This window comes from Streptomyces sp. cg36, from assembly GCF_041080675.1.
In the GTDB taxonomy this organism is placed as follows: domain Bacteria; phylum Actinomycetota; class Actinomycetes; order Streptomycetales; family Streptomycetaceae; genus Streptomyces.
On the sequence record NZ_CP163520.1, the window covers coordinates 4,036,309 to 4,050,411 of the forward strand.

The following is a 14,103-nucleotide window of genomic DNA, read 5'->3' on the forward strand; positions in this document are numbered from 1 at the left end:
GTGGCCGGCCAGGCCGGGGACGATGAGGTGGGGTAACCATGAACGCGCCGTACGACGGTGACCGCGGGCAGGGCGCGGGCGGCGGCTCCGCGTCTTCCGGGGGCACGCCCCCGGTGCCTCCCTACCCCGGGCAGGTGCCGCCCCAGCAGCCCGTACCGGAACCGTACTTCCAGGACACCTACAACTACGACCCGTACCGGGCGCAGGACCTGTCCGCGCAGGACCCGGTGACCGAAGCGCTCTACGACCGTGCCGCGCATCCGCCGCCGCCCCCGGGCACCTACGCGGAGCCGCAGCCGCTCTACCAGCAGCCGCCGCAGCAGCAGTACGCGCCGGACCCCCGCATCTGGGCCCAGACCCCGCCGCCCGAGCCGGACGGTCCGTCGCGCCATCTGCCGTACGGAGACCACGCGGCCACCACGCAGTTCGTGGGCGTGGACGACCTGGTCACCCAGGCGGGCGAGGAGCTGCCCGAGCAGGACGCCTTCGCGTACCTCTACCGGGACCAGCAGGCGTCCGGTCCCGCGCCGGCCGCGCCCGAGCCGGAGCCGCTGCCGCCCGCGCCCCCGCGCAAGTCCGGCGGGCGCGCCTCCGGGCTGCTCAAGTCGAGCGCGGTGATGGCGGCGGGCACGCTGGTCTCGCGGCTCACCGGCTTCATCCGCAGCCTGGTGATCACCGCCGCGCTCGGCGCCCAGCTCCTCGGCGACACGTACACCGTGGCGTACACCCTGCCGACGATGATCTACATCCTCACCGTCGGCGGCGGCCTGAACTCGGTCTTCGTGCCACAGCTCGTGCGGTCCATGAAGGACGACGAGGACGGGGGCGAGGCGTACGCCAACCGGCTGCTCACCCTCGTCATGGTGGCGCTCGGTGCGATCGTCGCCGTGGTGGTGCTCGCGGCGCCGCTGCTGATCAAGCTGATGTCGGGCACCATCTCCGACGACACGGCCGCCAACAGCGTCGCGGTCACCTTCGCCCGCTACTGCCTGCCCACGATCTTCTTCATGGGTGTGCACGTGGTGCTGGGGCAGATCCTCAACGCGCGCGGCAAGTTCGGCGCGATGATGTGGACCCCGGTCCTCAACAACATCGTCATGATCGCCACGTTCGGCCTGTTCATCTGGGTGTACGGCACCTCCGCCGAATCCCACATGGGGGTGCAGACCATTCCGCCGGAGGGCATCCGGCTGCTCGGCATCGGCACCCTGCTCGGTCTGGTCGTGCAGGCTCTGGCGATGATCCCGTACCTGCGGGAGACGGGCTTCCGGTTCCGGCCGCGCTTCGACTGGAAGGGCCACGGCCTCGGCAAGACGGTCAAGCTCGCCAAGTGGACCGTGCTCTTCGTCCTCGCCAACCAGGCCGGCGTGCTGGTCGTCACCCAGCTCGCCACGGCTGCCGGCAAGGCGTCGCCCACCAAGGGCACCGGCTTCCTCGCCTACTCCAACGCCCAGCTGATCTGGGGCATGCCGCAGGCGATCATCACCGTCTCCGTGATGGCGGCGCTGCTGCCGAGGATCTCGCGCGCCGCGCACGACAACGACCCGGGCGCGGTCCGCGACGACATCTCGCAGGGGCTGCGCAACTCGGCCGTGGCGATCGTGCCGATCTCCTTCGCGTTCCTGGCGCTCGGCATCCCGATGTGCACGCTGCTGTTCTCGCCGACCGGCTCCGAGGCCGCGAGGTCCATGGGCTTCATCCTGATGGCGTTCGCCTTGGGCCTGATCCCGTACTCGGTCCAGTACGTGGTGCTGCGCGGCTTCTACGCGTACGAGGACACGCGCACGCCGTTCTACAACACCGTCATCGTGGCCGCGGTCAACGCCGCCGTCTCGGCGGCCTGCTACATGGTGCTGCCCGCCAAGTGGGCGGTCGTGGGAATGGCGGGCGCCTACGGCCTCGCCTACGCCGTGGGCGTGGGTGTGGCGTGGCGCCGGCTGCGCAACCGTCTCGGCGGCGACCTGGACGGCGCGCACGTGCTGCGGACCTACGCGAGGCTGTGCCTGGCGTCGGTGCCGGGCGCCGTGGCCGGTGGCGCGGTGGCCTTCTTCGTCATGAAGGGCCTCGGCGACGGCGCGCTCGGCTCGCTGGTGGCACTCGTGGTCGGCGGTGCGGCACTGCTCGGCGTTTTCTTCGTCGCGGCGAAGAAGATGCGGATCGAGGAGCTGAACTCCATGGTCGGGATGGTGCGCGGACGCCTCGGACGCTGAGTCCGTCGCTCCGCGCACAACCATCGTCCGCCGCTGTGTGTCGTGCATAGCGCCGGACTGTGGGCACAATTGGCATGACTTTGCATGGCTGGCCGACAGCACGCAACGGATGGGGAGGCAGGAACGACGGTGGCGGAACGTAGCACGGCTGCCGTCGACGTGGCCGACAACAGCGGCGACAACCCGCTGACCGCCAAGGCGGACGGGGCCACGACCGACGGGGTGGCGGAATCCATCGACACGGCAGACACGGCGGAGCAGGGCTCCGGCGACACGGGCGGTGAGCGCAAGCCCGTCGAACCCTCCATCGCCACACCGGAGCTGCACAGCGGCCACAAGCTCGCCAGACGCTATCGGCTCGAAGAGTGCGTCACCCGTCTGGACGGTTTCAGCAGCTGGCGTGCGGTCGACGAGAAGCTCCGTCGTGCCGTGGGGGTCCATCTGCTGCCCGCGGACCATCCGCGGGCACGTTCCGTGCTGGCGGCGGCCCGCTCGTCCGCGCTGCTCGGCGACCCCCGCTTCGTCCAGGTCCTGGACGCGGTGGAGGAGAACGACCTCGTCTACGTGGTCCACGAGTGGCTGCCGGACGCCACCGAGCTGACCGCGCTGCTGGCCGCGGGGCCGCTGGAGGCGCACGACGCCTACCAGCTGGTCACCCAGATCTCCCAGGCCATGGCGGCGGCCCACCGGGAGGGTCTCGCGCACCTGCGGCTGACCCCCGGCGCCATCCTGCGGACCTCCTCCGGGCAGTACCGGATCCGGGGGCTCGCGGTGAACGCGGCCCTGCGCGGAATCACCTCGGACACCCCCCAGCGGTCCGACACGGAGGCGATCGGCGCGCTGCTGTACGCGTCGCTGTCCCAGCGCTGGCCGTACGACAGCGACGCCTACGGCCTGCACGGGCTGCCCAAGGGCGTCGGCCTGATCGCTCCCGACCAGGTACGGGCGGGTGTCCACCGCGGCCTGTCGGAGCTCGCGATGCGGGCGCTGGCCAACGACGGGGCCACCGCGTCCCGCCAGGAGCCCGCCTGCACCACCCCGGACGAACTGGTGAAGGCCGTCGCGGCGATGCCGCGCATCCGGCCGCCGGAGCCCGTGTTCACGGCGCCTCCGGAGTACCAGCGCACCACCTACCAGCAGGGCACCTACGGGCGTCCGCCGGTGGGACCGCACCCGGCGGTCACCCAGACCGTGCAGGCCCCGCCGCCGGCGCTCCAGGGCCGTACCGGCAAGGCCCTCAAGTGGGCCGTGTCGGCGCTGCTGATCGCCGCGCTGGGCCTGGGCAGCTGGCAGCTGGCCGACACGCTCCTCGGGCACGACAAGGGTTCCGGCGAGTCGGGCACGTCCCAGCAGACGAACAAGACCGACGGCGACAAGCCGAAGGCCCTCGTGCCACTGGCGATCCAGGGCGCCCAGGAGTACGCACCGGACAACTCCCCGCAGGACGCGGCGGACGTCGACAAGACGTACGACGGCGACAGCTCGACCTACTGGCGCACCAAGAGCTACTTCGACGGCCCCGCCATGGCGCCGTCGGTGAAGAAGGGCGTCGGCATCGTCTACGACCTGGGCTCTTCCAAGAACGTCTCGGTCGCGACGATAATGCTGCGCTACGGCGGCGATCACACCAAGATCACGCTCTATGCGACGGACTCGCTGTCGCCTTCGTCGCCGGTCGAATCGATGAAGAAGATCTCGACCGTCACGACCAGTGGCACGCAGGCCCAGCTGAAGGCGGACAAGCCGGTCAAGACCCAGTACGTTCTGGTCTGGATCACGGCCATGCCCAAGGCCCCGGAGGACCAGTACAGCCGCGCGGGGTACAAGCAGGCCATAACGGATGTGAAGTTCACCGGCTGATCCGGAGGAACCGACAGCGTGGGGAGGGGGCTCACCGTTGGACGACGCCACACTCGGCGGCGCGAGCGACCAGGACCTTCTGGCGCGCCATGTCGACGGTGACCCCGACGCCTTCGGTGAGCTCGTCCGGCGCCACCGCGACAGACTCTGGGCGGTCGCCCTGCGCACGCTCGGCGACCGCGAGGAGGCGGCCGACGCGGTCCAGGACGCTCTGGTGTCGGCCTACCGGGCCGCACACACCTTCCGCGGCCAGTCGGCCGTCACCACGTGGCTGCACCGCATCACCGTGAACGCCTGTCTGGACCGGGCCCGCAAGGCCGCCTCCCGGCGCACCTCGCCCGTGGACGACGCGGAGCGCCTGGAGCAGCTCCTGGAGCCCCACGAGTCCGCCGAGGCGCCCGCGGAGCGCCAGGACCTCCAGCGGCAGCTGGTGAAGGCCCTGGCGACCCTCCCGGCCGATCAGCGCGCCGCACTCGTCCTCGTGGACATGCAGGGCTATCCGGTGGCGGAGGCGGCACAGATCCTTGAGGTGCCGGTGGGCACCGTGAAGAGCCGCTGCGCCCGGGGCCGGGCCCGGCTCCAGCCGCTGCTCACTCATCTGCGCAGTGATACCGGTGAGACCAGGGATAACGACGAGCGAGGAGGGGGAAGGAACCGGACGCCGGGGACATCCGTCCCACCTGCGTCGGGACCAAGGGATGCAGGACCGAATGATCCTGCTGCTGTGAAGGGCGGAGGTGGGCGCGCGTGACATCCACGGCCGACATGACCCAGCACCCGGACGTCTCGGAGATCTCCGACCTCCATGAGGGCCTTCTGCCGCCCTCCCGTACCGCCGACGTACGGCAGCACCTGGACTCCTGCGAGCTCTGCGCGGACGTACACGCCTCGCTCAGCGAGATCCGCGACCTGCTCGGCACGCTGCCGGGGCCGGTCCGCATGCCCGCCGACATCGCGGGCCGTATCGATGCCGCCCTCGCCGCCGAGGCCCTGCTGGATGCCACGGCGCCCGCGGGAGCGGCTGTACCGGTCGGTGCGGGAGCGCCGGTGCGGGCCGCGGCTCCGGACGACGGCGCGCATGTTTCACGTGAAACATCGCCCGGATCTCCCTCGGCCGAGGCTCCCGCGTCCGACCGGCCGACCGGACACTCCCGGGCCGCCACCGGGCCGGGGCGCCCTCGTACGCCCCGGCGCCGCCGCCGCGTGGTGCTCGGCGCGGTCTTCGGCGCGGCGGCCATCGGTATGGGCGCCCTGCTGGTGCAGGGGATCCACTCCGGCGGCGGCAACCATGCCGTGGCCGAGAAGGGGGCACGGACCCAGCAGGGAGCGGTGTTCTCGACCTCCTCGCTGCCCCACCAGGTGCAGACCCTCCTGGCCGCCCGCCCCACCACCGAGAGTGCCAAGACCGCCCCGAGTCAGAACGCGCCGGCGGACAAGGAGTCGGGATTCGGCGTGAAGTCCGGCCCACCGAAGCTCGAAGTCACCGTGCCGCCGTGCGTCCAGGCGGGCACCGGGCGGACCTCCGACGCTCCCCTGGCGGCGGAGACCGGTGAGTACCAGGGAACCCGCGCCTATCTCCTCGTCCTTCCGCACGCCACGGACAGCACTCAGGTGCAGGCGTATGTGGTCGACGCTTCCTGCGAGACCCAGGCTCCCAATGCCAAGGGCAAGCTGCTGCTGACCCACGCCTACCCCCTTCGGTAGACCCCTCGGGAATGCTCGCCCCGTAGGATCCGTTGGGTGGGGTGAGAGACCTGGACCGGGCCCCGGTAGGCAGTAGACAGTCCGCAGAGACGAGGAAGAACCCGTGAGCGACGTCCGTAACGTGATCATCATTGGCTCCGGGCCGGCCGGCTACACGGCCGCGCTCTACACCGCGCGTGCGTCGCTTCAGCCGCTGGTGTTCGAGGGCGCCGTCACCGCCGGCGGTGCGCTCATGAACACCACCGAGGTGGAGAACTTCCCCGGCTACCGCGACGGCATCATGGGCCCCGACCTGATGGACAACATGCGGGCGCAGGCCGAGCGCTTCGGCGCCGAGCTGGTCCCCGACGATGTCGTCGCCGTCGACCTCAGCGGCGAGATCAAGACCGTCACGGACACCGCGGGCACCGTCCACCGCGCCAAGGCCGTGATCGTCACCACCGGCTCCCAGCACCGCAAGCTCGGCCTGCCGAACGAGGACAAGCTGTCCGGGCGGGGCGTCTCCTGGTGCGCCACCTGTGACGGGTTCTTCTTCAAGGACCAGGACATCGCCGTGGTCGGCGGCGGCGACACCGCGATGGAGGAGGCGACCTTCCTCTCGCGCTTCGCCAAGTCGGTCACCATCGTCCACCGCCGGGACACGCTGCGCGCCTCCAAGGCCATGCAGCAGCGCGCCTTCGACGACCCGAAGATCAGCTTCGCCTGGGACAGCGAGGTCGCCGAGATCCACGGCGACCAGAAGCTCTCCGGGCTGACCCTGCGCAACACCAAGACCGGCGAGACCTCCGAGCTGGCCGTGACCGGTCTGTTCATCGCCGTGGGCCACGACCCGCGCACCGAGCTCTTCAAGGGCCAGCTCGACCTGGACGACGAGGGCTACCTGAAGGTGGAAGCGCCCTCGACCCGTACCAACCTGACCGGTGTCTTCGGCGCCGGTGACGTGGTCGACCACACCTACCGTCAGGCGATCACCGCAGCCGGTACCGGCTGCTCCGCCGCCCTGGACGCCGAGCGCTTCCTGGCCGCCCTCGCCGACGGCGAGAAGGCCGCCGCGGCCTCCGTCTGACCCCGCTGCTTTCCCCACCCCCCTCACCCACACCCCGCAAGGAGGATGCCGTGGCCGGCACCCTGAAGAACGTGACCGACGCCGACTTCGACGAGGTCGTCCTCAAGAGCGACAAGCCCGTGCTCGTGGACTTCTGGGCCGAGTGGTGCGGCCCCTGCCGCCAGATCGCCCCGTCGCTGGAGGCCATCGCGGCGGAGCACGGCGACAAGATCGAGATCGTCAAGCTCAACATCGACGAGAACCCGGGCACGGCTGCCAAGTACGGCGTGATGTCGATCCCGACCCTCAACGTCTACCAGGGCGGCGAGGTCGCCAAGACCATCGTCGGCGCCAAGCCGAAGGCCGCTCTCGAGCGCGACCTGGACGTCTTCATCAACGCGTAGCACCCAGCGTCGATGTTTCACGTGAAACATCGCCACGGGCCCGGACCCCTCGGGGGGATCCGGGCCCGTTCGCGTTCTCCTGCAGCCGTGCGTGACGGGCTGACGTACGCGTGCTAGAGCGGTCGCAGGGCCGGCTCCTTCTGGACGGCTCCGAGCAGCCGGTCCAGCGCCAGCTCGACGTCCTCCTTCCAGGAGAGCGTCGTCCGCAGCTCCAGCCGCAGCCGCGGATAGCGGGGATGCGGCCGTACGGTCTTGAAGCCCACCGCGAGGAGATGGTCCGCGGGCAGCACACACGCGGGCTCGCGCCAGTTGGCGTCCCCGAACGCCTCGATGGCCTTGAAGCCCCGGCGCAGCAGGTCCTTCGCGACCGTCTGCACCATCACTCTCCCCAGCCCCTGCCCCTGATAGCCCGGCATGATCCAGGCCGTCATCAGCTGCACCGCGTCCGGAGAGACCGGGCTGGTGGGAAAAGCCGTGGAGCGCGGCACATAGGCCGGCGGGGCGTAGAGCACGAAACCCACCGGTACGTCGTCGACATAGACGACGCGGCCACATGAACCCCATTCGAGAAGGACGGCCGATATCCAGGCTTCCTTTTCGAGTTCGGGAGTACCGGCCTTTATCGCTGCCTCTCCGCTGACCGGATCAAGTTCCCAGAAGACACAGGCGCGGCAGCGCTTGGGAAGGTCCGGAAGGTTGTCCAGCGTGAGCGGTACAAGCCGACGCCCCATGAAGGCCGTTCCTCGCTTCCTTCGCCTGCCGCCCCCTGAACCGCTGCCAGCACACTCCGTTCCCGGAGGAGGCTGCCGACGAATCCGCCGACCGCCCCGAGGCCAAGCCCCGCTGTCACCAGTTGGGTACGGCTCACCGTTCGCATGGCTCCCCGCCCTTCTTCTGAAGTGGCCCAAGGTGGATGTGCCATACCAGAACGCATCGTATCCACCCAACGTCAGTGCGGATAGCGCACAAAAGCAAAGGGCGGGCTGTGTTCCGGTATGCATCGGAACACAGCCCGCCCGTTACGGCGACCGCCGCTGCCGGGGCGGCGGGAACGTCACCGGATCAGGCTTCGTCGCCTTCTTCGGACTCATCGGTGAGGACCTTGTTGAGGACCTTGCCCTCGCCCGGAGCGAGGGTGCCGAGGATCCGCTCCAGATCGTCCATCGACGCGAACTCGACGACGATCTTGCCCTTCTTCTGCCCCAGATCGACCTTCACCCGGGTCTCGAAGCGGTCCGAGAGGCGGGAGGCGAGGTCGGAGAGCGCGGGCGACAGCCGGGTCCCCGCACGCGGGCCCTTGGCCTTGGCCGCGCTCTTGGGCTCCGAGTTCAGCAGCGTCACGATCTCTTCGACCGCCCGCACCGACAGCCCTTCGGCCACGATGCGGTGCGCCAGCCGGTCCTGCTCGTCCGAGTCGTCGACCGAGAGCAGTGCCCGGGCGTGCCCGGCGGAGAGCACTCCGGCCGCCACCCGGCGCTGTACCGGCGGCGAGAGCCGCAGCAGCCGCAGCGTGTTGGAGACCTGCGGGCGCGAGCGGCCGATGCGGTCCGCCAACTGGTCGTGCGTGCAGGCGAAGTCCTTCAGCAGCTGGTCGTAGGCCGCGGCCTCTTCCAGAGGGTTCAGCTGCGCGCGGTGCAGGTTCTCCAGGAGCGCGTCCAGGAGCAGCTTCTCGTCGTCGGTGTCCCGGACAATCGCGGGAATCCGCTCCAGGCCGGCCTCACGGCAGGCCCGCCAGCGCCGCTCACCCATGATGAGCTCATAGCGCTCGGGGCCGAGCTGACGGACCACGACGGGCTGCAGCAGCCCGACTTCCTTGATGGAGGTGATGAGTTCGGCGAGGGCGTCCTCGTCGAACACCTCACGCGGCTGGCGCGGGTTCGGCGTGATCGAGTCCAGCGGCACCTCGGCGAAGTACGCCCCGGCGGGCGCCTTCAGCTCCGGCACCACGGCGGGCTCGGGCGCCTGGACCGGCGCCGCTGTTTCACGTGAAACAGCGGGCGGCGCGAGCGTGGCCACCTTCGCCGCTGCCACGCCCCGTTCCGGGGTCAGCACCGGAACCGCCGTAGGGGAGGTGGAGGCCACCCCTACCGAAGGCACGCTCTTCTCCTGCGGGGCGGCGGGGATCAGCGCACCGAGCCCACGTCCCAGCCCTCTTCGTCGCTCACTCACTGGATCCCCTCCGACATGCTGTGCTGGTTGTTCTGAATGCCCGCGGGGATGTGCGTCGTCGGGTCGTAATTGATGCCGACCCCGCGCAGGGCGATCTCACGGGCGGCTTCGAGATACGAGAGCGAGCCGCTGGAGCCCGGGTCATAGGTGAGGACGGTCTGGCCGTAGCTCGGGGCCTCCGAGATGCGGACGGACCGCGGAATGCTCGTCCGCAGGACCTCGTGGCCGAAGTGGCTGCGTACCTCGTCGGCCACCTGGGAGGCGAGCCTGGTCCGGCCGTCGTACATGGTCAGCAGGATCGTCGACACATGCAGGGTGGGGTTGAGATGGCCCCGCACCAGATCGACGTTCCGCAGCAGCTGGCCCAGTCCCTCCAGCGCGTAGTACTCGCACTGGATGGGGATGAGGACCTCGGCTCCGGCCACGAGCGCATTGACCGTGAGGAGCCCCAGGGACGGCGGGCAGTCAATCAGGATGTAGTCCAGCGGCTGCTCGTACGCCTGGATGGCGCGCTGGAGACGGCTCTCCCGGGCGACCAGGGACACCAGCTCGATCTCCGCACCGGCCAGGTCGATCGTGGCGGGGGCGCAGAACAGGCCCTCCACATCGCGGACCGGCTGGACGACCTCGGAGAGCGGTCTGCTCTCCACCAGGACGTCGTAGATCGAGGGGACCTCGGCGTGGTGATCGATCCCCAGCGCCGTGGAGGCGTTGCCCTGCGGGTCGAGGTCGACCACCAAGACCCGGGCGCCGTGCAGCGCCAGGGAAGCGGCGAGGTTGACCGTGGTCGTGGTCTTTCCTACGCCGCCCTTCTGGTTGGCGACCACCATGATGCGCGTCTGCTCCGGCCGGGGCAGTCCCTCGCCGGCACGGCCGAGAGCTTCCACCGCCAGCTGGGCAGCGCGACCGATGGGGGTGTCGTCCATCGGGGGCGGTGTTTCACGTGAAACATCCTCCCCCGCCGACTCGGTACGGGGACCGGGGACCGGATCGGTCATCGGTCCCGCGATGTTGGCGTCGGACCGCAAGGATTCACTCTCCTCGACTTCAGGCTCGCAATGCACAGAGCCTGCCATGCTTTCGGGGTCGTGAACCAGCGAGGCCGGGTCTTCTGTGGATGAATCCACCTCTGTGGACAACTCCATAGCCCCTGGGGGGGACTCCAGGGCCCCGCCGAAGGGCTTGCGGTCGCGCGGCGCGGCATTACGGCCGCGGCTGATGATTCCATGCAGCAGAGAGCGACGTTTCACGTGAAACACGATGCACGCGCCCTACGGTCAGATCGTCACGACACTCCGAAATGCGTACGTATCGGACCTTCTATGGAGCATCAGCCCTTCGGCGGGCCGGAGACTTCAGCGGCGGCGCCGGGTACGGCCGGTCCTGGCAGCCTTGGCACGCTTGGCCGCGAACCGAACACCGCCCGGACTCTCGCCGACCTCGACCCGCACCACCGTGGACATCGGGTCGACGATGCCCTCGCCGACATGCAGTACTGAGGTATTCACCACACCCAGCTTGCTCAGTGCGGCCCGCGCCCCCAGGATCTCCTCCTCGGCGGTGTCGCCCTTGAGGGCCAGCATCTCGCCGTAGGGGCGCAGCAGGGGAACGCCCCAGCCCGCCAGCCGGTCCAGCGGCGCCACCGCACGGGCCGTGACCACGTGCACCGGCTGCACCTTGCCCAGTACCTCCTCGGCCCGGCCGCGCACCACGGTCACATGGTCCAAGCCCAGCAGCTCTACCACTTCCTGGAGGAAATTGGTGCGCCGCAGCAGCGGCTCAAGGAGCGTGATCTTCAGGTCCGGGCGGACCAGTGCCAGGGGGATGCCCGGCAGCCCCGCCCCGGAGCCGACGTCGCACACAGTGACGCCTTCCGGAACGACCTCGGAGAGCACCGCGCAATTGAGCAGATGGCGCTCCCAGAGCCGCGGCACCTCACGCGGGCCGATCAGACCGCGCTTGACTCCCGCGTCCGCGAGCAGCTCGGCGTACCGGACGGCTTCCGGGAAGTACTCGCCGAAAACCGCGCGCGCCTCTTCGGGCGCCTGGGGAAGCTCTGCTGCTGCCTCCGTCACGGGGACCGTCCTTCCGTACCGCGCTTCCCGCGCTGGGGTGGCTGACTATCAGGCTGACAAAGATCGGCCCCGCCTGCGAACAGACGGGGCCGAGAAAGCGATGAACGCTCAGACGGGGAGCACGACGACGAAGCGCTGCGGCTCCTCGCCCTCGGACTCGCTGCGCAGACCGGCGGCGGCGACCGCGTCGTGCACGACCTTGCGCTCGAACGGGGTCATGGGCTGGAGCTTCACCGGCTGGCCGGAGTTCTTGACCTCGTCCGCGGTCTTGGCACCCAGCTCGGCGAGCTCCGTGCGCTTCTTGGCACGGAAGCCCGCGATGTCCAGCATCAGACGGCTGCGGTCCCCGGTCTCCCGGTGCACCGCGAGCCGCGTCAGCTCCTGGAGCGCCTCCAGCACCTCACCGTCACGGCCGACGAGCTTCTGCAGGTCACGGCTGCCGGCGTCGCTGATGATGGAGACCGCGGCACGGTCCGCCTCGACGTCCATGTCGATGTCGCCGTCGAGATCGGCGATGTCGAGCAGGCCCTCGAGGTAGTCGGCGGCGATCTCCCCCTCCTGCTCCAGGCGGGACAGGGTGTCGACACCCTCGGCGGCCGGGGTGGTGCCTTCCGTCACGGATGGACTCCTTCTTACTTCTTGGACGGGTGCTTGGGCCGCTGCTGACCCTTGCGCTGTCCGGACTGGGCCTTGCTGCGTGCGGTACCGGCGGCCGGCTTGGCGGCCGGCTTGGACTTGGCGTCCTGCGGCGCGTCCTGCTTCGCCTGGGAGTCCTCGTCCGACGTGCCCTTGTCCAGCGAGGTCTTCGCCACCGCCTCGGCGTCGGCCGCGCCCTGCGGGGCAGCCGTGCCGGACTGGCGCTGGGCCTTGGTCTGGCGCTTGGGCTGCTGGCGCTTGGGCGCGTTGCCCTCCGCCTCGGCCACGGCGGTGTCGCTCTTCACCACGGTGCCGTCGGCCTGGGCCGCGAAGCCCTGCTTGGCCAGGCCGGTGATGAACTTCCGCTCGTTGTCGTTGCGGTCCGGGCCCTTGGCGACGATGGCCTGGACGACGGCGCGACGGCGCTTGCCACGGACGTCGTCGTGGGCGGAGATGCTCTTGCCGAGCCGCTCCAGGTAGCTGGCCTGAGCCTTGGAGCCCGGCGTCGGGTTCTGGTTGATCACGTACATCTGCTGGCCCATGGTCCACACGTTGGTGGTCAGCCAGTAGACGAGGACACCGACGGGGAAGTTGATGCCCATCACGGCGAAGATGACCGGGAAGACGTACATCAGCATCTTCTGCTGCTGCATGAACGGGGTCTTCACCGAGAGGTCGACGTTCTTCGTCATCAGCTGGCGCTGGGTGAAGAACTGGGACGCCGACATCAGCACGATCATGATCGCGGTGATCACGCGGACGTCGGTGAGCGTGGCACCGAGGCCCTCGACCTTGGTGGCGCTGTCCGTGAACTTGGCCGCCAGCGGGGCGCCGAAGATGTGTGCCTTCTGGGCGCTCTCCAGCAGCGGCTGGTTGATCACGCCGATGGTCTTGCCGCTCGCGATGCCCGACAGCACGTGGTAGAGCGCGAAGAAGAACGGCGACTGGGCCAGGATGGGAAGGCACGAGGAGAGCGGGTTGGTGCCCGTCTCCTTGTACAGCTTCATCATCTCTTCGGACTGGCGCTGCTTGTCGCTCTTGTAGCGCTCCTGGATCGCCTTCATCTTCGGCTGGAGCGCCTGCATGTTGCGGGTCGACTTGATCTGCTTCACGAAGAGCGGGATCAGACAGATCCGGATCAGCACCACCAGGGACACGATGGACAGTCCCCAGGCCCAGCCCGTGTCCGGCCCGAAGATCGCGCCGTACAACTTGTGGAACTGGACGATGACCCAGGAAACAGGCCAGGTGATAAAGCTGAACAGACTGGCAATCGTGTCCACTAATCAGGCTCCTTGAGCATTGGGCGAGGTCTCTGCGGCCGGGCTGGGCTCGGTCTCAGCGGCGGAGTGCCCGCCCTTGTCGCCGCGCCAGGCGTTGCGCAGCGCCTCGTGCCATCGAGGGCGCTTGCGTTCGGGGACGTGATCCACGCCGCCCGGCGACCACGGATTGCACCGCAGGATGCGCCAGGCGGTCAGTGCCGTGCCCTTCACCGCGCCATGCCGGTCAATGGCCGTGAATCCGTAGTGGGAACACGACGGGTAGTACCTGCAGACGGGCCCGAGCAGCGGGCTGATCGTCCACTGGTACAGCTTGATCAGGGCCAGCAGCGGGTACTTCATCGCGCACCCCCTCCCAGCAGCCGCTCCAGGGCGGCGTCCAGGTCTCGGGCCAGCTGTGCTTGATCGGCGTCGCCCGCACCGGGCAATGCCCGTACGACAACAAGGCTACCGGGGGGCAGCTGGGGGATCCGATCGCGCACCAGATGGCGAAGGCGGCGCTTCACCAGGTTGCGCACGACCGCGACACCCACGGCCTTGCTGACGACGAAACCCGCACGCGTCGGGGGAGCGCTCTCCCCAGGCGCGTGCGGGTCCGTGGCACCGCTGCGTAGATGGACGACAAGGAGCGGGCGACCGGCCCGGCGTCCTCGGCGTACCGCGGTCGCGAAGTCTTCGCGCCGCCTCAGCCGATTCTCGGTAGGCAGCACGTCATGACCT

14 protein-coding genes are annotated in these 14,103 nt (G+C 69.5%); 6 read left to right on the forward strand and 8 right to left on the reverse strand.

Annotated features, from left to right (window positions below; translation table 11 throughout):
- Window positions 1–38 precede the first annotated feature (38 nt).
- The 6 genes from murJ to trxA all read left to right on the forward strand — a co-directional run bounded on the left by murJ (window position 39) and on the right by trxA (window position 7,223).
- A complete protein-coding gene (gene murJ / locus AB5J87_RS18010) occupies window positions 39–2,210 on the forward strand; it encodes a murein biosynthesis integral membrane protein MurJ (RefSeq protein WP_369377782.1) in 2,172 nt (723 codons plus the stop codon).
- Between the two features lie 129 nt (window positions 2,211–2,339).
- Window positions 2,340–4,070: a protein kinase family protein gene (locus tag AB5J87_RS18015; RefSeq protein WP_369377783.1), complete on the forward strand. Its 1,731-nt coding sequence runs from the start codon at window positions 2,340–2,342 to the stop codon at window positions 4,068–4,070.
- A gap of 37 nt (window positions 4,071–4,107) precedes the next feature.
- Window positions 4,108–4,821: an RNA polymerase sigma factor SigM gene (gene sigM / locus AB5J87_RS18020; RefSeq protein WP_369377784.1), complete on the forward strand. Its 714-nt coding sequence runs from the start codon at window positions 4,108–4,110 to the stop codon at window positions 4,819–4,821.
- Complete coding sequence (locus tag AB5J87_RS18025) at window positions 4,818–5,774, forward strand: anti-sigma factor (protein ID WP_369377785.1); 957 nt, start codon at window positions 4,818–4,820, stop codon at window positions 5,772–5,774. The genes sigM and AB5J87_RS18025 overlap by 4 nt, the downstream gene beginning before the upstream one ends.
- Before the next feature lie 103 nt (window positions 5,775–5,877).
- On the forward strand, window positions 5,878–6,840 hold the full coding sequence (trxB, locus tag AB5J87_RS18030) for a thioredoxin-disulfide reductase (RefSeq protein ID WP_369377786.1): 963 nt from the start codon (window positions 5,878–5,880) through the stop codon (window positions 6,838–6,840).
- Window positions 6,841–6,890: 50 nt separating this feature from the next.
- Complete coding sequence (gene trxA / locus AB5J87_RS18035) at window positions 6,891–7,223, forward strand: thioredoxin (RefSeq protein ID WP_369377787.1); 333 nt, start codon at window positions 6,891–6,893, stop codon at window positions 7,221–7,223.
- A gap of 113 nt (window positions 7,224–7,336) precedes the next feature.
- Here the strand turns inward: trxA and AB5J87_RS18040 are convergent, their stop codons facing one another.
- From AB5J87_RS18040 to rnpA, 8 genes are all read right to left on the reverse strand, one after another.
- Window positions 7,337–7,954, reverse strand: a complete 618-nt coding sequence (locus AB5J87_RS18040; RefSeq protein ID WP_369377788.1) for a GNAT family N-acetyltransferase — start codon at window positions 7,952–7,954, stop codon at window positions 7,337–7,339.
- Between the two features lie 331 nt (window positions 7,955–8,285).
- On the reverse strand, window positions 8,286–9,392 hold the full coding sequence (locus AB5J87_RS18045; RefSeq protein ID WP_369377789.1) for a ParB/RepB/Spo0J family partition protein: 1,107 nt from the start codon (window positions 9,390–9,392) through the stop codon (window positions 8,286–8,288).
- Window positions 9,389–10,468 (reverse strand): ParA family protein, encoded by a 1,080-nt coding sequence (locus AB5J87_RS18050; RefSeq protein ID WP_266981650.1) that lies wholly within the window; start codon window positions 10,466–10,468, stop codon window positions 9,389–9,391. Before AB5J87_RS18050 ends, AB5J87_RS18045 begins: the two co-directional genes overlap by 4 nt.
- A gap of 279 nt (window positions 10,469–10,747) precedes the next feature.
- Entirely contained in the window at window positions 10,748–11,467 is a 720-nt protein-coding gene (gene rsmG / locus AB5J87_RS18055) for a 16S rRNA (guanine(527)-N(7))-methyltransferase RsmG (RefSeq protein ID WP_369377790.1), read from the reverse strand.
- 108 nt (window positions 11,468–11,575) lie between these two features.
- Window positions 11,576–12,085 carry a protein jag gene (locus tag AB5J87_RS18060; protein WP_369377791.1) on the reverse strand — a complete coding sequence of 170 codons (510 nt, stop codon included), beginning with the start codon at window positions 12,083–12,085 and terminating at the stop codon, window positions 11,576–11,578.
- A gap of 14 nt (window positions 12,086–12,099) precedes the next feature.
- On the reverse strand, window positions 12,100–13,386 hold the full coding sequence (gene yidC / locus AB5J87_RS18065) for a membrane protein insertase YidC (protein WP_369377793.1): 1,287 nt from the start codon (window positions 13,384–13,386) through the stop codon (window positions 12,100–12,102).
- Between the two features lie 3 nt (window positions 13,387–13,389).
- A complete protein-coding gene (gene yidD / locus AB5J87_RS18070; RefSeq protein WP_369377794.1) occupies window positions 13,390–13,725 on the reverse strand; it encodes a membrane protein insertion efficiency factor YidD in 336 nt (111 codons plus the stop codon).
- On the reverse strand, window positions 13,722–14,093 hold the full coding sequence (gene rnpA / locus AB5J87_RS18075) for a ribonuclease P protein component (RefSeq protein WP_369377795.1): 372 nt from the start codon (window positions 14,091–14,093) through the stop codon (window positions 13,722–13,724). The genes yidD and rnpA overlap by 4 nt, the downstream gene beginning before the upstream one ends.
- Between the last annotated feature and the right edge of the window lie 10 nt (window positions 14,094–14,103).